General features: G+C 58.6%; 17 protein-coding genes. 10 read left to right on the top strand and 7 right to left on the bottom strand.

Annotated features, from left to right (window positions below):
• Positions 1 to 131 precede the first annotated feature (131 nt).
• The 3 genes from CA51_RS19660 (at position 132) to CA51_RS19650 (ending at position 3,051) form a co-directional block, all read left to right on the top strand.
• Entirely contained in the window at positions 132 to 950 is an 819-nt protein-coding gene (locus tag CA51_RS19660; RefSeq protein WP_197451326.1) for a sugar phosphate isomerase/epimerase family protein, read from the top strand.
• Positions 951 to 1,046: 96 nt separating this feature from the next.
• Positions 1,047 to 2,750, top strand: a complete 1,704-nt coding sequence (locus tag CA51_RS19655; protein WP_145122897.1) for a SpoIIE family protein phosphatase — start codon at positions 1,047 to 1,049, stop codon at positions 2,748 to 2,750.
• A gap of 31 nt (positions 2,751 to 2,781) precedes the next feature.
• Positions 2,782 to 3,051, top strand: coding sequence for an acylphosphatase (locus tag CA51_RS19650; RefSeq protein WP_145122896.1), 270 nt, complete (start codon positions 2,782 to 2,784; stop codon positions 3,049 to 3,051).
• Positions 3,052 to 3,091: 40 nt separating this feature from the next.
• Here the strand turns inward: CA51_RS19650 and CA51_RS19645 are convergent, their stop codons facing one another.
• The 6 genes from CA51_RS19645 to CA51_RS19620 form a co-directional block, all read right to left on the bottom strand.
• Positions 3,092 to 3,580 carry a bacterioferritin gene (locus tag CA51_RS19645; RefSeq protein ID WP_145122895.1) on the bottom strand — a complete coding sequence of 163 codons (489 nt, stop codon included), beginning with the start codon at positions 3,578 to 3,580 and terminating at the stop codon, positions 3,092 to 3,094.
• A 171-nt stretch (positions 3,581 to 3,751) separates the two neighbouring features.
• Positions 3,752 to 4,903, bottom strand: coding sequence for an FAD-dependent oxidoreductase (locus CA51_RS19640; RefSeq protein ID WP_231745795.1), 1,152 nt, complete (start codon positions 4,901 to 4,903; stop codon positions 3,752 to 3,754).
• Positions 4,900 to 5,421: a rhodanese-like domain-containing protein gene (locus tag CA51_RS19635; protein WP_231745794.1), complete on the bottom strand. Its 522-nt coding sequence runs from the start codon at positions 5,419 to 5,421 to the stop codon at positions 4,900 to 4,902. Before CA51_RS19635 ends, CA51_RS19640 begins: the two co-directional genes overlap by 4 nt.
• A 71-nt stretch (positions 5,422 to 5,492) precedes the next feature.
• Positions 5,493 to 7,145: an FAD-dependent oxidoreductase gene (locus tag CA51_RS19630; RefSeq protein ID WP_145122893.1), complete on the bottom strand. Its 1,653-nt coding sequence runs from the start codon at positions 7,143 to 7,145 to the stop codon at positions 5,493 to 5,495.
• Between the two features lie 261 nt (positions 7,146 to 7,406).
• The gene (locus CA51_RS19625) at positions 7,407 to 7,955 is read right to left on the bottom strand and encodes a rhodanese-like domain-containing protein (RefSeq protein WP_145122892.1); all 549 of its coding nucleotides are present in this window, start codon (positions 7,953 to 7,955) and stop codon (positions 7,407 to 7,409) included.
• A gap of 110 nt (positions 7,956 to 8,065) precedes the next feature.
• Positions 8,066 to 8,383 carry an ArsR/SmtB family transcription factor gene (locus CA51_RS19620; protein ID WP_145122891.1) on the bottom strand — a complete coding sequence of 106 codons (318 nt, stop codon included), beginning with the start codon at positions 8,381 to 8,383 and terminating at the stop codon, positions 8,066 to 8,068.
• Between the two features lie 268 nt (positions 8,384 to 8,651).
• Here CA51_RS19620 and CA51_RS19615 point away from each other — a divergent pair, with 268 nt between their 5' ends.
• Both CA51_RS19615 and CA51_RS19610 read left to right on the top strand, forming a co-directional pair.
• The gene (locus CA51_RS19615) at positions 8,652 to 9,272 is read left to right on the top strand and encodes a TlpA family protein disulfide reductase (protein ID WP_145122890.1); all 621 of its coding nucleotides are present in this window, start codon (positions 8,652 to 8,654) and stop codon (positions 9,270 to 9,272) included.
• Positions 9,273 to 9,365: 93 nt separating this feature from the next.
• Positions 9,366 to 10,259: an alpha/beta hydrolase gene (locus CA51_RS19610; protein WP_145122889.1), complete on the top strand. Its 894-nt coding sequence runs from the start codon at positions 9,366 to 9,368 to the stop codon at positions 10,257 to 10,259.
• Positions 10,260 to 10,296: 37 nt separating this feature from the next.
• Here CA51_RS19610 and CA51_RS19605 read toward each other — a convergent pair whose 3' ends face one another.
• Positions 10,297 to 11,496, bottom strand: coding sequence for a HEAT repeat domain-containing protein (locus tag CA51_RS19605; RefSeq protein ID WP_145122888.1), 1,200 nt, complete (start codon positions 11,494 to 11,496; stop codon positions 10,297 to 10,299).
• A gap of 526 nt (positions 11,497 to 12,022) precedes the next feature.
• On the opposite strand from CA51_RS19605, the gene rpsL reads away from it, so the two are divergent.
• From rpsL to CA51_RS19580, 5 genes are all read left to right on the top strand, one after another.
• Positions 12,023 to 12,391 carry a 30S ribosomal protein S12 gene (gene rpsL, locus CA51_RS19600; RefSeq protein WP_145122887.1) on the top strand — a complete coding sequence of 123 codons (369 nt, stop codon included), beginning with the start codon at positions 12,023 to 12,025 and terminating at the stop codon, positions 12,389 to 12,391.
• A 102-nt stretch (positions 12,392 to 12,493) separates the two neighbouring features.
• Entirely contained in the window at positions 12,494 to 12,964 is a 471-nt protein-coding gene (rpsG, locus tag CA51_RS19595) for a 30S ribosomal protein S7 (protein WP_145122886.1), read from the top strand.
• A 107-nt stretch (positions 12,965 to 13,071) separates the two neighbouring features.
• Positions 13,072 to 15,162: an elongation factor G gene (gene fusA, locus CA51_RS19590; protein WP_145122885.1), complete on the top strand. Its 2,091-nt coding sequence runs from the start codon at positions 13,072 to 13,074 to the stop codon at positions 15,160 to 15,162.
• 830 nt (positions 15,163 to 15,992) lie between these two features.
• Positions 15,993 to 17,309, top strand: coding sequence for a replication-associated recombination protein A (locus CA51_RS19585; RefSeq protein WP_145122884.1), 1,317 nt, complete (start codon positions 15,993 to 15,995; stop codon positions 17,307 to 17,309).
• 403 nt (positions 17,310 to 17,712) lie between these two features.
• The gene (locus CA51_RS19580) at positions 17,713 to 21,066 is read left to right on the top strand and encodes an aminotransferase class I/II-fold pyridoxal phosphate-dependent enzyme (RefSeq protein ID WP_145122883.1); all 3,354 of its coding nucleotides are present in this window, start codon (positions 17,713 to 17,715) and stop codon (positions 21,064 to 21,066) included.
• Positions 21,067 to 21,092: the final 26 nt, after the last annotated feature.

The raw sequence follows: 21,092 nt of genomic DNA, 5'->3' as shown, positions 1-21,092 counted from the left end.
CGTCGTTGTCCGATTCAATGCCAGATGTTTCTTTACAAGATATTCATTCCCCGGCATACTGTCCGCCGCACGAATGTAAAGATCTTCGGAACTTCACAACACATACGCCGCCTCAGCGACACGACGAAATTATGCCTAAACTTTCCGTCAATGAGTTGTCGACCTACCGTTGGTCGTTTGAAGAAGATGTCTTCGCATATGCGAAGCACGGCTTCGATTCGATCGGCATCTGGCGGGCCAAGTTGGCTGAATACGGCACCGAAAAAGGGGCCGAGCTGATTCAAGAAAACGGGCTCCGCGTCTCTTCGGTCGGTTGGGCCGGCGGCTTCACCGGCGGCGACGGGCGAAGTTTCAACGACAGCATCCACGACGCGTTGGATGCCGTCGATCTCGCGGCTCAATTGGGTGCCGAATGTTTGATCGTCGTCTCGGGCGATCGCAACAACCACACCGGATCACACTCGCGACGTCTGCTGCGTCAAGCACTGACGGAAGTCTGCGAAGCGGCCGCGGCGTTGCACTTGGACGTGGCTCTCGAACCGATGCATCTCGGTGCCGGAACCCAGGGCTGTTTCCTGAACAACATCCAAAACACGATCGATGCGATCGGCGAGATCAGCTGGCCCGGTTTGGGATTGGTCTTCGATTCGTATCATCTGGGGCACGACCCCAACTTGTTCCAATGGTTGCCCGACGTCGCGCCTTTGGTGCGGTTGGTTCAACTGGGCGATGCCGCTCACGTCCCGATGGGCGAACAGGATCGTCTGCTGTTGGGCCAAGGCAAGCAGGATTTGGCTGCGATCGTCGAATGCTTTGAAGACGCCGGCTACGACGGCAGCTTCGAACTTGAGTTGATCGGCGAGTCGATCGAGCATCTCGATTACGACCAGATGTTGGAGCATTCGTTCCAAGCTTTGAACGCTCTGGTCCGCACGCCTGCAGAATCTTGAGCCGCGGCGGCCGATTCTTCTTTCCCCTGGTGCGTCGCGTAACGCCAACGACTAAAATGCTGTCGTTTTAGTTCGCATATCAGCGTCGGAGCATTCATGGCGTTCTTAAGTACAATTTCGGGGCCCTCCAAAGGGGCACGACACGAGATTCCGCCAGGCGAAATCATCATCGGTCGCCATCCCGAATGCAAAGTGGTTGTCGAAGTCGGGGCGGTCAGCCGTCATCACGCGAAGATCGTGCGGTCGGACGATTTGATCCAGCTGGAGGATCTCAAGAGCCGCAACGGGACGTTCGTTAATGGACAACTGATCAGCGGCCTGCATACGCTCCGCGAGGGAGATCAGATCCGGATCTGCGAGGTGGAGTTCAGTTTTCATACTGGCGAACAGCCCGGCTTCATGGGGCCCGAATCGTCGACCGGCCTGTTGAACGATTCCAGCGGCAGCGGTTTTGGCGTGGTCCTTGTCGACGACGACGGGGCCGACGCTGATCTCGAATCTTCCAGCGGCCAGGTCGAAGTCCAGAAGGACAGCAGCGGCGTCGTCCGGCTCGATGCAGGGACCGATGCCAAGCTGCGCGCGTTGCTCGACATCTCGCGATCCTTGGGCGGGCAATTGGTGTTGGACGAGGTTCTGCCGGCAACGCTGGAGAGTTTGTTCCGGATCTTCCCGCAAGCCGACCGCGGCTTCATCGTGTTGGAAACACCCGATGGCAAATTGGTGCCCCGGTGGGCCCAAAATCGCAGCAAGGGAGAAGAGGGAACCGTGCGGATCAGTCGCACGATCATCCGCCAGGTGATGAACGAGGGGACGCCGATGATCTCCTTGGACGCCGCCAGCGACGAACGCTTTGAGATGAGCGAATCGATCGCCGACTTCCGCATCCGATCGATGATCTGCGCTCCGTTGATCGACAGCAATGGCAAGGCCTTTGGCGCGTTGCAGATCGACACGATGGATCAGAAGAATCGATTCAACGCGATCGATATCGATCTGCTCTCGTCGGTCGCAACCCAAGCCGGCGTGGCGATCCATAATGCCAAGATGCATGAAAACGCGCTCCAACAGCAGGCTGTAGAACAGGATCTGCGGTTGGCCAACGATGTCCAGCACGCCTTCCTGCCGATGTCGCCGCCCGATGTCGAGGGCTACGAATTTCACAGCTTCTATCGCGCCGCGCATCACATCGGCGGCGACTACTTCGATTACGTCGACCTCGGCGAGGGACGCGTTGGGATCATCGTTGCCGATGTCGTTGGCCACGGCGTCGCTGCGGCGATGTACATGGCCAAGCTGTCAGCCGAAACGCGGTTCTGTTTGGCTAGCGAACCCGATCCCGCGAAAGCCATCGATAAACTGAACGAGCGAATGTGCTCGCTGCCGGTCGAGCAGTTCGTCACGTTCCTGTTGGTCGTGTTGGATCCGAAATCGCACACGATGACGATCGTTAACGCGGGGCACATGCCGCCGATCGTGTTGTCTCCCGATGGCAAGTTGAGCGAGCCGGGGGAAGAGGAGTCGGGGGTTCCAATTGCTGTGATGGACGGGTTCGAATACGAACGTATCACGATTCCCATCCAACCGGGCGACCTGGCGGTGATGTATACCGACGGGATCAACGAAGCGATGGACATCAACGACGAGGAATTTGGGATGGAACGCGTCCGCGCGGCGGTCCTTGCTGGCGGAAAGCCCGAGGTGATCGGCGAGCGGATTCTGTCGGAGATCTCCGATTTTGCTGGCAATGCGCCCCAGTTCGACGATATGTGTATCGTGATCTTAGGACGCAACAAAACGTAGAGCCTAGCCGGTCTCCGGATCGAGTCCCACGATGGAACGTATCGAAGTCTTTTACCGCGGTCACGTCCAAGGCGTTGGCTTTCGCTACAACGCCTGCGAGCAAGCCGATGGGCTGGCCGTGACCGGTTGGGTGCAAAACTTGCCCGACCGCCGAGTGCAGATGGTCGCCGAAGGAAGCATTGGCGACTTAAAGGAACTGCTTCGCCGAATCGATCAATCGATGTCGGGAAACATCCGCGACAAGTCGGTCGCTTGGCAATCTGCCACGGGGCAATTGGCCCCGTTTCAAATCAAGCACTGATGGCAATTTGCATCGCTTGCCGCCGACGCGGCGTGCGGGATCAGTGGTTTTCGTCTTCGCCTTCGACCGACATGTGCTTCGCGATGTAAGCCGGTTCGCCCATTCGGTCCAGCAGGCTCAGTTGCAGTTCCAGCCAGCCGATGTGCCCCTCTTCATCGATCGCGATCCGTTCGAACAGCATCCGCGATCCGAGGTCTCCTTCTTCGGCAGCTTTCTGGGCCGCAGCCGAATAAAAACCGATCGCCTCACGCTCATCGGCCAGGTCCAATTCAAACATCTCTTTGAGCGAATGGGCAACGACGGGTGTCTTCTGCAGCGCCAGTTCGGGTTCCCCGTTTAAGAACAGGATTCGGGCCAGGTATTCGTCCGAATGCCCGATCTCTTCTTGCATCTCTTGACGCATCTTCGTCGCCAATCGATCCATGCCCCAGTCGTCCAGGACGCCCGCGTGTAATTGGTACTGATGCGTCGCCGTCAGTTCCATCGAAAGAGCTGTCTGCAGATTCTTCAACGTTTCGACTCGAGTCATTTTGGGTAACCTTCGTTGCGATAGATTAAGGGAAAAAGTCTGTGGATTGCCAATAGGTTTAGCATATGCGATCGCCGGGGCGGACCCAAGGCTTCGCAGCTTGTGAATTCGTCGCGCATGAAGTTGAAAGGGCCACGCCGCCAAGCGATTCCTAACCAACACGCGTAATCGTTAATCGGGGCGTTGGAATTTTTGCACGAACCGCCGATCGATCCATGTCTTCAACCACCAACACCAACGGCTGTGGGCTGTCCAGCGACCGAACTCCAACAGCGCCTTGCCGTCACCGGTATTGAGGATCTTCAGGAAATCGGATTGTGGATCGAATTCATCCAGCGGTTGACCAGCGATCGACGCATTTAAGTTGTCCCATAACACGGGGCACTGCCGAACCGCATAAACTCCCGCTTTGGGAGACGGTGAAGCGACGATCGTCCCCGCGTCGCCGACGGCAAAGATTCGCGGATCGGTTAACGACTGGAGGGTCGCCGCGGTGGCGATGAAGCCGCGGTCGTCGGTCTGCAAGCCGAGCTGCTGCAAAACCGGCGGGGCAGCAGCGCCGGTCGCCCAGATCACGCAATCGGCAACGTGGCGTTGGCCGTCGTCGGTCGCCAGATCGGTCTCGCCGACCTCGACGACGCGACGTGACCGTTGAACGTTGATCCCGCGTCGTTCCAACAGTCGCTCGATGCGGTCGATGCTGCGCGTCGTCATCCCATCAGCGACATGTTCGCTGCTGGTGAAGATCTCGATCGCCAAAGGGCGGTTGTTGTCGCTCTTGCCAGCCCGCGCCTGCAGACAGCACGCGATCTCGACGCTGGCGACGCCGCCGCCCACGATGGCAACGCGCATCGGCCCGCCGGCGGATCGCGAGGCGGTCTGCAGTCGCGCGTCGAGACGCTGCAGGAACGTCTGCATCGGTTTGATCGGGACCATCAGGGGCGAATCGGAATATTCAGCCCAGCCGGCCGGCATCGAACCGACGCCGATCGAGAGCAGGTCGAAAGGAATCGACGGGTGATCGTGAAAGTGGATCTGGCCGGCATTGAGATCGAGCCCGCTGGTGTCGGCCAGGATAAAGTCGGCCCCGGCGCGATCGGCCAGGCTGGCAAGATCGATCCGCATCTCATCGTCGCGGAATTGCTGGCCCAGCGTTCCCGGCAGCATGCCCGAATAGGTCGCCGTCGGGAATTTGCTGATGCAGGTCAAACGGCAGCCCGGGATCGGATCCTCCTGCCAGCGATGGGCGATATCGGCATTCGTATGCCCCATCCCCAGCAGCACGATGTTCTTAGTTGACGCTTCGTCGACCTTCGGGCTCACTTGGTCACCTGTTCGTATTCCGCGGGGACACTGTATCGGTCGCTGTAGGTGTGGACGCGGTTGGTCGGTAGACCTTCCAACGTGACCAGCGGCAGCTTGGCGTCGACCCACTTCAGGATGCTACCCTTGTAGTTCTTCACGTCGACGCCATCCTTCGCCAGCTGTGCCGCGTATTTTCCGCTGCGGCCGCCGACGGTGCAGTAGGCGATCACGGTTCGGCCTTGATATTGTTGCTGGTTCTTTTCGTATTGGGCCTTGGTGATCGCGCCAGGGAGCACTGAGACCTTCACTTCGGCATCGGTGCGGACATCGACCAATACGAAATCAGCAACCGGGGCCTCCGTTCCGGCAGCTTTCGCCTGAGCTTCCGCGTCGCGTTGTGTCGTCAATTGTTTGTTCAGGTCGGCGGTGCTGATCGTCGGGACCTTGGGGCCGAACCCAAACAGGCTGCCCAGTTGAGCTGGTGCCGGTTGCGCGACGAACGCAAGTAACATCAGCGAGGCGATTAGAAGAGGCATGAAGTTTCGATACATGAGAATCTTACGGCGTGATGGGGGTGCGAAATTAAATGTCACGATCGCGTGTACGGTCAGGTCGTTGGCGATGGATTCGCGGCCAACCATGAAGTATACCCGCCGCTTAAGTTGGCGACGTCGAATCCATGTTGCATCAAGATCCGCGTCGCCAAGTAGCCTCGTTGGCCAACTTTGCAATAAGCGATGATCCGGCGTTCGCGCGGCAGTTCGGCGATTCGCTCGCGCAGCGATTCCAGCGGGACATTGGTCGCCGCCGGAATGTGGCCCGACGCAAACTCGGCTTCGCTGCGAACATCCAGCAGGAAGTGACTCGCCTGCGATTCGGCGAGCGACGCGTCGGCGTGGACGATCGGTTGGTCGCCACGGACGACTCCGGCGGCGACAAAGCCGGCCATGTTGATCGGATCTTTGGCGTGTCCGTACTGCGGCGCGTAACAGAGTTCGACCTCTTCCAGATCGTCGACCGTCATCCCGGCTTGAATCGCCATCGCGACGATATCGATCCGTTTGTCGACGCCGCTGCTGCCAACGGCTTGAGCTCCTAAGACCTTACCCGTGCTGGGATCGAAGATCAGTTTTAACGTCATCCCTTCGGCACCGGGATAATAGCCCGCGTGATCGGCGGGGTGAATGTAGACCTTTTCGTAGGGCGTCCCGATCCGCTGCAGAACTTTTTCGCTCAGTCCCGTCATCGCCGCTGTCTTTTCAAAGACCCCGACGATCGCTGTCCCTTGCGTTCCGCGGTACTTCGAATCACGACCGAAGATGTGATCCGCAGCGATCCGACCCTGCCGGTTTGCCGGGCCGGCAAGCGGAATCTGCACCGGCGTCTTGGAAACGAAGCACTCGACTTCGACAACGTCTCCCACGGCGTAGATGTCCGGATCGTTGGTCTGCATGTGGGCTGACGTTTGGATTCCACCGCGAGCTCCGCAGACGATGCCCGCTTCGGCAGCCAGTTTGCTCTCGGGACGAACGCCGATGCAAACGGCGGCGAAGTCGGCGTCCAAGGTTTCGCCCGAGGTCAGTTGCACTCGCAGGCCGGTTGGCGTCTCTTCAAAGCTCTCCACCGAAAGGCCCAGCCGGATGTCGACACCTTGCTGCCGCATGTGGGCGTCGATCGGCCCGATCATCTCGCGATCCCAAGGAGGCAGGATTTGATCGGCCAGTTCGAGGATCGTGACGGCGATCCCGCGACGGACCAAATTCTCTGCGATCTCGATGCCAATAAATCCCGCGCCGAGGATCACCGCTCGCTTCGATCCCGACGTCGCCATCGCGTGCATCCGATCGGCATCTTTCAAGTCGCGCAATTCGAGGACTCGCGAACCATCGACGCCTGGGATCGGCGGCCGGAACGGTGAAGCTCCCGTGGCGATGATCAGTTTGTCGTACGACTCGCTGGTTTCCTGCCCGGTGTCGAGATTGCGAACCTGAACTTGGTGCGCCTCGCGATCGATGCGGATCGCTTCGCTGCGAGTGCGGACGTCCAGACGCAGCCGATCGCGGAGCATCTTCACCGGAGCGACCAACAGTTTGTCGCGCGACTGAATCTTGCCGCCGACGTAATAGGGAAGGCCGCAGTTTGCAAACGACGGATGCTCCCCGCGCTCCAGCACGACGATCTCTGCGTTTTCATCCAGTCGGCGGGCGCGGGCCGCAGCCGATGCGCCACCGGCGACACCACCAATGATCACGATCTTCATCAACTTCTCCAATGCTTCGACAGCCTTAACGATTCGATGCTCTGCCCTCAAGCACCTGCCCAAAGCAGATGCCTGTCCATTTAAACCCAATACCGTTCAACGAAGGAGCCTCGGACCGTCGCAAGAATTAGCGGCGGGATGTAGTGGACGCGGTTACGAGTCCCAGCGATTTGGTCTGATGCATGCAAATGGACTCGTAGCCTCGTCCACTACGCTTTCTTGAACGGTATTGCATTTAAGCCACTCGCAGGGCGCCGGTGATCATACCGAACACGATCCACCACCACCGGCGCACTGATTCCAAGGCATCTTGCCGAGCATCGACGCCATGCCACAGGTGCCTGTCGCGCCGGCGAACATCAAACCTGCGCCGACGAAGGCGGAAAGCCCGATGAAGTAGGGATGCACAAAGTAGCCAAGCACAGCCCCAAGAAGCACCAGGGAACCGGCGGTCAGTTGCACCTGCTGCATCAACGGCATCGTCTGCTTGCCGCGGACGACGGGCAGTCCCGCCTTGTCCCAAGCCGTGGTCCCTCCTTCGACATTGACGATGTTTTCGAAACCGGCGTCGACGAACTTCTGGCAGGCTTTCGTCGAGCGATTGCCCCCTTGGCAGATCACATACAGCGGCTGGTCTTTCGATCCGTTGCGGTCGGCGAAAACGGAGCTTGGATCCAATGAATCCAGTGGCACGTTGCGAGCTCCCGCCGCGTGCACGCTGCGGAATTCGCTGGGCATCCGGACGTCGATCAATTCGACGTCGCCGTTCTTTTGCAGTTCGGACAGTTGAGTGACTTCGATCGATTTCATTTCAAGATCTCCCGAGAGGTGGACAGTTGGGCTATTGTTCGTGATGTCGCAAGTTGACGATGTTTTTAGCTAAATAAGAGACGCGTATCGATTCTCGTTTCTTCCGTTGGCTATTCGCTCAGGAAACGCCCTTCGATACAGGCCATCAATTGTGACAGGTGCGGTTCGGCGACGCTGTAGTAGACGCGGCGTCCTTCGCGTTGACTGTCTAGGAAGCCGCACCGCTGCAGCAGTCGCAGGTGTTCCGAACCGACGTTGTCGGGGATTTCGCAATCCGCGGCCAATTCGCCCACGGTATAACGGCCATGCAATAACATCTGCACAATCCGCAGGCGAACCGGATGGGCGAGGGTCTTCAGGCATTCCGCTGCCGCAGAAAAATCTTGCACGCTGCCGCGCGGCTTCGTTTGTTTTTTGGCTGCTGTCATTTCATCTCCCCGGTGGCTACTACTAATATATATCGTAATGTTGCGACATGTCAATGAATCATTCTGGTGATTATTCGTTTGCAGTCGCGGGGCTTGAGCCGCCGGGCAAGCCTCGAGAGGATGGTAAGGCCGGTTGGCTTGCCGCTCTGCGTTGTTGCAGCCGGATGCGGAAAGGATGACAATCGATGAACCTCTAGCGGGTGGTGATGGACGCCACCTGCAGAGTTCACGCCTTCCGTTTTGCCCCTCCTTCAGGAACTATCGATCGATGAATTTGCGAATGCTGTTGTGTGCTGTTAGCTGTAGTCTCTTGATCCTGTCGGGATGCGATTCGAAGATCGCGGGAAAGTCGGATGGGACCGATTCCGCGGCGACTTCGCAGGACCAGGCGTCGCAGGCCGCCGGCGATGAAGCGGCTGCGGCTGGCGAAGCTGCCGTCGAATTGACGCTTGCCGATTGGCCGGCGATCGAGAAAGAGATCGCTGCGGCGGGCAAGCCGGTCGTGGTCGACATCTGGAGCACCGCCTGTGCGCCCTGCATGCAGGAGTTCCACGGTTTGGTCGAACTGCACGATGCACACGGCGAGAAGATTCGCTGCATCTCGGTCTGCATCGATTACATCGGGATCAAATCGAAGCCGCCGGAAACCTATAGCGACGCGGTCGCTGCGTTTTTGAAATCGCAGAAGGCGACGACGACAAATTTCCTGTCGACGACGGCTGACAGCGATATCTACGAAACGCTGGAACTCGATTCGATCCCGGCGGTCTTTATCTACGCTGCCGATGGGACGCTGACGAAGCGGTTTGTCGACGCGGGGGACGACGCTGGGTTCACTTATGCCAAAGATGTTCGCCCATTTGTCGAGCAAATGTTGGCATCGGAGTAGCTATAATTTGCCATCCGCCCAGCGGACGTTTCGATTCGCGGGGCCGATTTGCGTCGGCCCATTCCCGATCTCCCTTCTACAGGTTTCACCATCATGAAGTACCGCAGCTTTGCTCTCCTGTTGTTCAGCCTTTGCATCGTGGGGACCGCCCGCGGCGACGATTCGCAATACAAGCACGGCCCCGATTCGAAGCCTCGCGAGGGCGTGCCCCAAGGCAAGGTAACTCAACACGTCTGGGATAAGAGCAAGGTTTTTGAAGGGACGAAGCGTCGCTACAGCGTTTACGTTCCAGCGCAATACGACGGCAGCCAGCCAGCGGCGTTGATGGTCTTTCAGGACGGTCACGCCTACGAATCATTGAAGGGCGATTTCCGAGTGCCGACGGTTTTCGACAACTTGATTCACGACGGATCGATGCCGATCACGATCGCTGTGATGATCGATCCGGGGACGAAGAAGGAGCTGCCCGAGAAGCGTGGTTGGAAACCAACTCCTTCGAATCGCAGCTTTGAATACGACACGCTGTCGGCCGATTATTCGCGGCTGCTGTTGGAAGAGATCCTGCCGGAAGTGGGCAAGCAATACAAAATCACCGACAACCCAAAACTGCGAGCGATCGGCGGGATCAGCTCCGGCGGGATCTGCGCCTTCACCGCGGCGTGGGAGCGGCCCGATGCGTTTGGCAAGGTGCTGAGCCACGTCGGCAGCTTTGTCAACATTCGCGGCGGTCACAACTGTGAAGCGTTGATTCGCAAGACGCCCGTCAAACCGATTCGCGTCTTCCTGCAAGACGGTTCGGGCGATCTCGATAACGATCACGGGAACTGGCCGTTGGCGAATCAGGAGTTGGCGAAATCGCTGGCCTACAAAAACTATGACTACAAATTTGAATACGGCAGCGGCGGACACAACGGCAAACATGGCGGCGCGATCCTGCCCGAATCGCTCCGTTGGCTGTGGCGCGACTGGAAACAAGAGACTCCCTAGTCGCGGTGCTACCGAGTGCAGAGATCAGGATCGGTAATCAGAGATCGCGGCGGAGGTCGTAGGAGACCTCGGCCATCTGCCGCGAGAAGTGCTGGCGCCAACGCTCTGCGTCGTATTGGTAATCGGCGTCGGGGGCGAGCGTCATCAGCGCCGACAGCACCGGCGGGTTGCGAACCTTCTGTTCGATAATCTTCTCTTTCCCGCCGCCAAACGAAAAACCGCCTCCACCGCCACCATTGCGGTCGAAGCTGGAACTCATGCTCGGCCCGCCGCCGGTTTTCGACTTATGCGTCGTCACTAAGGCGTCGGTCAGCGGTAGGATCGATCGCGGATCTTTCATCGCCATCAAGGCATTGGCGGCGATGCGGACCTTTTTGTTGTCGTTGTCGCGGAGCATCGCGATGTAAGTGTTGACCGCACGCGTCTTGGCGAATTGCTCCAGCCGATCCAAGCAGGCTTCGCGAATCATCGGTTCGGGATCGAACAGACTGGCCATGATCAGGGCGTCGGCAGCTTCGGCGGTCTCCCATTTCGAGAGCAGTTTGACCCACAGCATCCGCAGCGAATCGGGGTCTTCGCGTTGGACCAACAGTTTGCCGATCGCACCGGAGGCCAGCGGGTCTTCGATCGCAGTGAGTTCGACCAGCGATTCGTCCGCCGCCTTGCCACCTTTAAGCACGCGACCGCGGAGACGCTTGACCGTTTGGATCCACTGTTTCTGTTGGATCTCCAGTTCGGCTTCAGCCTCCGTCATCTCCACGTCGGCGGGAACTTTCCATTTCCCCAGGTGGCGGACCAAACCGTGGGCGCGTTGCAATTCGTCGTGCAGAACCCACTTGCCGTTGACCGACGTGTAGCCGAGCGAGGCTCGAGCGGTTGGGTGCTGCGGGTTCAGCCGGATCACGTGCCGAACCTGCCGGTCGTACTGCGGCAGCAATGAATTGGCTTTGCACCATCGCGCGAGTTCCCAGTGGGCGTCGGCGTCTTCGCCGGCGGTGGCACGATGCGCCTGATATTGTGCGATCAGATCGTTCTCGCGGTCGACGCGTGCGACTTCGCCTTGCGTCAGCGAGATTTGGATTCCGTTGCCGGTATCGACGACGATCACCTTCTGCTTGCCCATTTCGAGCGATTTAACGGATCCCGAGAGGCTGCCGCCGCCACGAAGGTAGACGACATCGGCGTCGCAGGCGTTCGCCAGCGTGGCAACCATTAATAGGATGGTCCATCGATTCATCAAAAATCTCCTGTGGCAAAACCGCAGCCAGTCGCAAATCAGCGCGAAAGCCTCTAATCTCGCGATCATCGCCTTATCATTAAGGGGATCGCGATCAACCGACGATATAGTTTAAGCCTAACGCACATGCTGGCTTCGATAAAACGGAAAAACGTTGCTTTCGGCCAGCGACTGGCGATTTGCAGAAATGCGTGGCGCAACACGCACGATCGGACCGTTAGTTTATTCGCCGGAAATTGCGAGATCGCCGTCGTCGGCAGTCCACTAGGACGCGACTTCGCAGCGTTTTTAGGCTTCTGGTCGCGGCGCGGGCATCGGCTGGGCTAACCGGAAAAGTTCCTTTTCTGCGGTTTGGCGCGGCGGAGATCGTTTGGGGGCGGGGGATCGAAAAATTTCGATTCGTCGACTTCGGCAATGTTTTTGCCACTGAAAGCCCTTGACGAACCGACCCGAAGATGGATACTAAGCGATCAAAATTCACCATTTAACTCATTGCTATTGCGCTCGGCTCGCGGAAATATAACGAATGCCAACGATCAACCAATTAGTACGAAAGCGTCGCAAGCTGGCGAAGAAAGTCAGCAAGGCTCCCGTTTTGGAAAAATGTCCACAACGCCAGGGCGTTTGCTTGCAAGTGCGTACGATGACGCCTAAGAAGCCAAACTCGGCTCTTCGTAAGATCACCCGTGTTCGCTTGAGCAATGGCAAAGAAGTCACTGTTTACATCCCCGGCGAAGGCCACAACCTGCAAGAGCACTCGATCGTGCTGGTTCGCGGCGGTCGTGTACGCGATCTTCCGGGTGTTCGCTACCAAGTTGTTCGCGGTGCACGCGATACTTTGGGTGTTGACGGACGAAAGCAAGCTCGCAGCCGTTATGGTGCGAAGAAGAGCTAGTTTTGCGAAGACGATGCGATTGCCCGGCGATTCGCTCGGGCAGCGAATCGTTTGTGCCTAATTTTTATACCGCAGTTCACCGAATCCAGTTTAGAGACCTCCATGGGACGTATTACCGCCAGCCGTTCGCAGTTAAAGCCTGACCCCCGGTTCAACTCGGTGCTTGTCAGCAAGTTCGTCAACAATCTGATGCATGACGGCAAAAAGACTGTCGCTCTGAACGTGTTCTACAACTCGCTCGAAGAGATCAAGCGACGCAAGGCGGACCTGGAGCCTTTCGAGGTTTTCGAACAGGCGATCGAAAACGTCAAGCCGCACATCGAAGTCCGTAGCAAGCGGGTTGGTGGTGCGTCGTATCAGGTCCCAATGCAAGTCAACCGCTCGCGTCAGCAAGCGTTGGCGTTCCGTTGGATCTTGGGCGCGATTCGCGACAAGAAGGGACGTCCGACTCACATGAAGTTGGCCGACGAATTCTTGGCAGCGTACAACAAAGAAGGCACCGCCTACACCAAGCGTGAAAACACGCACCGTATGGCTGACGCTAATAAGGCGTTCGCTCACTTTGCTTGGTAGTCTCGCTACAGCAAACCTATTCGACAAAGCCGCACGCCTTCGTTGGTCTGCGGCTTTTTTCGTGTGAACCATTCCTCGCTCCCCAGTAACCCCGATCAGATCACGTCATGTCCAAGCTTGCTCAAATTCGCAATATCGGCATCATCGCCCACATCGATGCCGGCAAGACGACCGTGACCGAACGGATGCTGTATGTCAGTGGGACGAAACATCGCGTGGGCCGCGTCGATTCGGGGACGACCGACACCGACGACGACGCCGAAGAGCAGGAGCGTGGGATCACGATCTATTCGGCTTGCGTCAAGCTGAAGTGGGGCAATTACGACATCAACCTGCTGGATACACCCGGCCACGTCGACTTCACCGCCGAAGTCGAACGCTGCTTGCGGGTGCTCGACGGCGCGGTGGTTGTTTTTAGCGCTCGCGAAGGAGTGGAGGCTCAGAGCGAAACCGTTTGGCGTCAAGCAAATAAATATGGCGTGCCGCGGATCGTCTTCATCAACAAGCTCGATCGCGAGGGAGCCGATTTCTACGCGGTCCTCGACGACATCGGGCCGCGCTTGGATGCGCTGCCTGTAGCGATTCAGATCCCCGTCGGCATCGGACCGGCTCATACCAACAACCCGTTTCGCGGTACCATCGATCTGGTTGAACGCAAGTTCTTGCAGTTCGATCCGCAATCCGAAGGGAAGCAGGTTCAGGTCCAAGAGGTCCCCGAGGATATGGTCGACGATATGGAAGTATATCGCGAACAGATGCTCGAAACGCTGTACGGCTTCAGCAACGATCTGATGGAACGGGCGATGAACGAGCAGGAGATCACGCCCGACATGATCCGGGCGGCGATCCGGGAATCGTGTATCCGTGGCGAGATCCAGCCGGTGTTGTGCGGTTCGGCTTTGCATGGGATCGGCGTCCAGCCAGTCTTGGATGCCGTGGGGCACTTCCTGCCAAGTCCCTTGGATCGTCCGCCGGTCACCGGCGTCGATCCTAAGAAACCGGACGTGATCATCTCGCGGAAGCCCGATGTTTCCGAGCCGATGTGCGGACTGGTCTTCAAAATCCTGCCTGCCAAGACCGGCGATAACTACTGGATCCGCCTGTACAGTGGTTCGCTGAAACAGAACTCCCGCGGCTACGTTCCCAACCGCGATAAGAAAGAGAACATCGCCCAGTTGTGGCAGTTGCACGCTTCGAAAAAGGAACGCGACGGACAGATCGAATCGGTCGGCGCCGGGGACATCGTGTGCGTGATCGGGCCACGGTTTGCAATCACCGGCGATACGATCTGCGACACGCGTGAGATCATCGAATTGCCGAGCATCACATTTGCAGACACGGTGATTTCGATGGCGATCGAGCCGGAGAACACGGCGGAAAAGAAGAAGTTGAGCGAGACGTTGGAGATGTTCAAACGTCAGGATCCAACGTTCGACGCCAAGGAAAATGAAGAGACCGGCCAGACGTTGATCAGCGGGATGGGCGAGCTGCATCTGGAAGTCATTCAACACCGCCTGACTCGCGACTTTGGATTGAAGGTCAAATTCTATAAGCCGCGCGTCAACTACCGCGAGACAATCGGTGGCAAAGCCGAAGTCGTGGGTGTCTGCAATCGTCAGCTCGGCGCTACGCAGATGTTTGCTCGGGTGAAGGTTAGTATCGAACCGCTGGAAGATCCCTCGGCGACGGCGATCGTGTTGGACAATTGTCCGCCCGACGGCGGGCTGCCCGATCAGTTCCGCCCGATCGTGATCGACGAACTGAAGAACCGTTTGGAAGGAGGTGGGCACATCGCCGGCTTCCCGTTGAGCGGTTTGCGAGTTCGCGTTTTGGGAGCCGAAGCTGCGGAGGAGGGGAGCGACGACGTCGCGTTCCGAATCGCTGCCAGCGATGCTTTTGAACAGGGGCTGAAACAGGCTGGTCCGGTATTGTTGGAGCCGTTGATGCGACTGGAGATCACCACTCCGGACGATTACATGGGCGACATCGTCGGCGACTTGCAACAGCGTCGGGCGATCATCGCCAAGACCGAATCGCGAGGCATGATGACAACGATCATCGCTCACGCACCGCTGAAGGAACTGTTTGGTTATTCGTCGGCGATCCGCAGCCTGAGCCAAGGCCGCGCCGGTGCCAGCATGGAACCTCACGGCTACCACGCCGCCCCCGCCGAAGACGCAGCCAACTTCAGCTTCTAATTTCCAATCGTCGTTTAACCGCGTGCCCACCGGGCCGCGCGTTGTTTGTTGTGTGGATGCGACGCTGCGATGACTGGCCTGCGGCTTGGTTTGACTCGTGCTCGAGACGCGCGGGGCGTTGCCCACGCGGTTAAACGAGTGGGCTGCAGCTGGCGCTTCGTTTAGCCGCGTGCCCATCGGGCCGCGCGTTGTTTGTTGTGTGGATGCGACGCTGCGATGACTGGCCTGCGGCTTGGTTTGACTCGTGCTCGAGACGCGCGGGGCGTTGCCCACGCGGTTAAACGAGTGTGCTGCAGCTGTTGCTTCGTATAACCGCGTGCCCATCGGGCCGCGCGTTGTTTGTTGTGTGGATGCGACGCTGCGACGACTGGCGGGCGGGTTGGTTTGATTTGTGCTCGAGACGCGCGAGGCGTTGCCCGCGCGGTTAAACGGGTGGGCTGCTGCTGTTGCTTCGTTTAGCCGCGTGCCCACCGGGCCGCGCGTTGTTTGTTGTGTGGATGCGACGCTGTGACGCCTGGCGGGCGGGTTGGTTTGACTTGTGCTCGAGACGCGCGGGGCGTTGCCCACGCGGTTAAACGAGTGGGCTGCAGCTGTTGCTTCGTTTAGCCGCGTGCCCATCGGGCCGCGCGTCGGATCGATTTGGATGTGGCGCTACGTAAACGCGATTTGCGCGGTCGGGTGCAGTTACTTTGCCCGCCGACATCTGAGATACTTGAGGGTGCGATCCGTCGCCCAGGCACGGCGCGTTTGCTGTGCAAGTTGCTTGCTGGCCAGCGTGTTCCCCGGCGGCGGTGAGTTCGCGTTCCTCGAACCCTCTATGAAACGATCTGATGTCGCTGTTTGATGAAGCCGAAGCGGACCATTTGGAAGCCAACAAACCGCTTGCGGCGCGGATGCGTCCGCGTCAGCTGACCGAATTCGCCGGCCAGGAGCAGTTGCTTGGAGAGGGTAAGTTGCTACGTCGGATGATCGACGCGCGGCAGCTCGGTTCGATCTTGTTCTTTGGCCCGCCGGGTACGGGGAAGACGACGCTTGCCGAACTGTTGGCTCACGAAACCGGTGGTCGCTTCCATTCGTTAAGCGCTGTACTGTCGGGAGTGAAAGAGCTCCGCGAGGTCTTGGCGCAGGCTCGCGACGACGTATCGGCAGGTGCGCCGCGGCCGATTCTGTTTATCGATGAGATCCATCGCTTCAACAAATCGCAGCAGGACGCGCTGTTGCCCGACGTCGAAGCGGGGATTGTGACGCTTGTTGGGGCGACGACCAGCAATCCCTATTTTGCGATCAACGCGGCGTTGATCAGCCGTTCGCAAGTCTTCCAGTTCGAACCGCTAAGCAACGCGGAGATCGTCGATCTGCTGCAGCGGGCGATCCGAACGCCACAGCGCGGCCTAGGGGATATTCCGATCGAGGCGGACGACGAGGCGTTGCAATATATCGCCACGATGGTCGAAGGGGACGCTCGGAAAGCGCTGGGGGCTTTGGAGATCGGGGTGCTGAGCAGTTCCGATCGGCCGGTCCGATTCGATCTGAAGTTGGCGAGCGAATCGCTGCAACAGAAATCGATTCGGTACGATGGCACCGGAGACGAGCATTACGATATGGCGAGCGCGCTGATCAAAAGTCTCCGCGGCAGCGATCCCGATGCGTCGCTGTATTGGTTGGCTCGGATGCTCGAAGGGGGCGAAGACGTTCGCTTTTTATGTCGTCGGTTGGTCATCTTGGCAAGCGAAGACGTCGGCAATGCCGATCCGCAGGCGCTGCCGCTGGCGGTCGCTGCGATGCAGGCTTGCGAATTTATCGGGCTGCCCGAGTGTCAACTAACGCTCAGCCAAACCGTGATCTATCTCGCGTTGGCTCCCAAGAGTAACTCGGCAACCACGGCGATCGGCAACGCTCGAACCGAGGTCCGGCAGGGAGACTTGGTTCCCGTCCCGGTGGCGCTGCGGGACAAGCACTACCAGGGAGCAAAAGATTTGGGGCATGGCGAGGGCTATTTGTACGCCCATAATCATGCTGATGGTGTTGCCGCGATGGACTATTTGGGGATCGACCGCGAATTTTATGAGCCCTCGGGGCGAGGATTTGAGCAGGAATTGGCTGAGCGGTTGGTGAAGATTCGCGAAAAGCTGAAACAGGCAAAGTAAGCCGGCTATCGTGACGATGAAGTGGGCTGTCGAGGCGATTTATCAGGCCTAGGTTTCGCATTGCAGCGGGGGTAAACAGGCTGCAGCCCGCAGAAACTGCTCCTCGCTGCCGATAAATGGTGTATCTTTAGATGGTCCGTAGCGGTCGAGTTTTCCCGACCAAGCGAATCTCCTATACGGCAACTGCGGTGCGTTGATACCCCCAAACGTGCTGTCACGTGAGTTGAATTGAATTCACTGCCCTCCCGTGGTTTTGGATTGCGAGACATAATTGTCATTATCCCAAAACACGACCCCTTTTTACGCAGCACAGCCCCACGCGTCTGAGACGTTAATTTGTTGACCTCGAGGTCGGCACGCGGCTGCTCCCAATGAACATCAAAGCGTAACGGAATCCTGCACTGTGAATCTGGAAAGCTTTTTCGCCCCCTACGATCCGCCCCGTTCAAATTTTGTCGAGATCCTTCGCTATTGGACCGAGCAGCAACCCGATGCGCCGGCCTTCTATTATACCGACGGTGAAGATGACGATGCGATGTTGACCTATGCCCAGTTGTGGGAGCGGGTCCGCGCGCTGGCCGGTCACCTGCAACAGCGAGGTGCGACGGGCGGCCGCGTGCTGCTGCTGTATCCTCCGGGGCTGGAGTTTGTCGTCGGGTTTTTCGCCTGCCACGCAGCCGGTGCGACCGCGGTTCCCGCCTATCCGCCGCGTCGCAACCGCAAGGCGACGCGAATCCATTCGATCTCCAAAGATTCTGGAGCCGGGTTTGCGCTATCGATCGCTTCGGTGATCGAACAGATCTACAGCAACAAAGATCAAGCCGCCGACCTTTCGGCGATCGAGATGATTGCCAGCGACGACCCTTCCAATGCCGCCATCGATGCTTGGAAGATGCCGACGATCGCGGCGAACGACATCGCGATGCTGCAATACACGTCGGGGTCGACCGGTGATCCCAAGGGTGTGATGCTGACGCATGGCAATCTGATCGCCAACTGCGAATACATCGTTCACGCCTTCACCCCAACCCGCGCCGGATCGGGTGCATCGTGGCTGCCGACCTATCACGACATGGGCTTGGTCGGAGGCGTGCTGAAGCCGCTGTTCTACGGTCGCCCGAACGTCTTGATGAGCCCGATGGCGTTCCTGCAAAAACCAGTTCGCTGGTTGCAGATGATCAGCAAATACAAGGTCTCCATCTCGGGCGGCCCCAACTTTGCCTATCAGTTGTGCGTTGAAAAAGTGACGCCCGAAGAGATTGCCACCTTGGATCTGTCGGGTTGGGAAGTCGCCTTCAACGGTGCCGAACCGGTCCGTCCGACCACGATCGATGCGTTTGCAGAGAAGTTTGCCAGCGCTGGCTTCCGCCGCGATGCGTTTCTACCCTGTTATGGAATGGCCGAAACGACGTTGATCGTCACCGGTGGTCCAAAGGGGCAGCCGGTCGTCAGCCATTTCTCCGCCGATGGATTGAACAACTTACAAGTCAAGCAGGTCACTGCCGACGATGACGACGCGCGAGCGTTGGTCGGATGTGGCGAAGTGATCCCTGGGGAACGCGTCGAGATCGTCGATCCCGATTCCTTCCAACTTCTGGAACCGGCGAAAATTGGCGAGGTCTGGGTGCAGAGCCCCAGTGTGGGCAAAGGTTATTGGAACGACGACGCTAAGACGCGGGCCGTCTTCGGTGCCTCGACCGCCGATGGGCAGGGGCCCTTCCTGCGAACGGGCGATCTCGGTTTCATGCACGAAGGCCAACTGTATGTCACCGGCCGGCTGAAAGACATGATCATCGTGCGAGGCGTCAATCGCTACCCGCAAGATATCGAATTGACCTGCGAGCAGGCATCGGATGTCGTGCAGAGCGGTGCGGTTGCGGCGATGGCGATGGACTTCATGGGGCGCGAGCAGTTGATGATCGTTGCCGAAACCGTGCGGATCCGAAACCACGATTGGAACGCCGAGATCGATCGCATTCGCAAAGCGGTTACGGCCGAACACGAGTTGCCGCCGGACGCGATCTATATGGTCCGCGCCGGTTCGGTTCCCAAGACCAGTAGCGGCAAGATCCAGCGACACGCATGTCTCGACATGATCCGGGCGAACGAACTGAAGATCGTCGGCAGTTGGTCGCGATGGGAATCGCACGAACCGCTGCAAGGTAGCACGAGCCACGCTCAGCCGAAGCGTCCACGATTGGCTAGCGAACAGGTTTCGCCAGAGATCGTCTCGGTTGTGATTCGCGAAGTCAAAGCGATCGCGCGAGAGCGAGCGGGCGAGCTGTCCGAGGATACCAACATCGCGATCGATCTGGGACTCGATAGCCTCGAACGGCTCGAGATTGCGCATTCGCTGGAGAAGATTTTTGGCGGGCGTTTCCCCGACGAAGCGCTCCAGGAAATGGAGACGATTGCCGAGGTGGCGCTTGCGATTCGCGAGCACCTGGATTGCAATCCGATCGACATCCTCGCGGCGGCTTCGGAACAAGCCGATCTTCCGTTGCGGGAGGTCAAACCCGAAGACTACACGTTTGCTCTGTTCCCCGAATACAAGCGGTTGAAGCAGACCGAGCAGACGTTGATGATCACCGGGTTGCCCAACCCATACTTCACCGTCCACGAAGGGCTGACTCGCGATACGACGCGAATCGACGGCCGCGATCTGATCAGCTTCGCCAGTTACAACTATCTGGGCATGTCGGGCGATCCTGAGGTCACGCGGGCATCGACTGAGGCGGTGGAGCGGTTCGGAACCAGCGTCAGCGCCAGCCGACTGGTTTCGGGAAACAAGACGATCCACGGCGAACTGGAACGCGAAATTGCCGACTGGGTTGGCGTCGAAGCTTCGGTCGTTTTTGTCGGCGGTCATAGCACTAACGAGACGACGATCGGACACCTGGTCGGGCCGGGCGATCTGATTTTGCACGACGCTCTGTCGCACAACAGTATCATCCAGGGAGCGCTCCTGTCGGGAGCCCGCCGGCGTCCGTTTGAGCACAACGATTTCGAAGCGCTCGATCGAGCACTGACCGAGGTCCGCGGGCAATATCGCCGCGTGTTGGTGGTCATCGAGGGCGTTTACAGCATGGACGGCGACTTCCCCGACCTGCCCAAGTTTGTCGAAATCAAACAGCGACATAAGTGCCTGCTGATGGTCGATGAAGCGCACAGCATCGGTACGATGGGAGCGACCGGTCGCGGGATGGCTGAACATTTTGGTGTCGATCCAAAATCGGTCGACATCTGGATGGGAACGCTCAGCAAATCGTTTGGCAGCTGCGGCGGCTACATCGCCGGCTGTGCTGAATTGGTCGAATACCTGCAGTACACAGCTCCCGGTTTTGTCTACAGCGTCGGTCTGCCACCGGCATCGACAGCGGCGGCGCTGGCTTCGCTGCGAGTGCTGAAAGCCGAACCGCAGCGTGTTGCAAGGCTGAAGGAACGCAGCAACCAGTTCGTCCGCGAGGCTCAGGCTCATGGATTGAACACCGGTCAAAGCTGTGGCACGCCAGTCGTCCCCGTGATCACCGGCAATTCGCTGTTGGCACTCAAGCTGTCGCACGCGTTGTTCGAAGCGGGGATCAATGTGCAACCGATCCTCTATCCTGCGGTCGAAGAAGCTGCGGCGCGGCTGCGATTCTTCATCACGTCGGAGCATACCGAGCAACAGATCCACGACACGGTCGAAGAAGTGGCCAAGCAATACGTCGCTGTCGGCGGCAAGTTGCTTCAGCCGGCTCACGCTCCGCAAGCTTAGCAAAGCGGCAATCCTGCCCGCCGCTG

The sequence above is a fragment of the Rosistilla oblonga genome, assembly GCF_007751715.1.
GTDB classification, from domain to species: Bacteria; Planctomycetota; Planctomycetia; order Pirellulales; family Pirellulaceae; genus Rosistilla; species Rosistilla oblonga.
The sequence above is the reverse complement of the archived record's forward strand: the minus strand, read 5'-3'. Positions and strand labels throughout refer to the sequence as shown.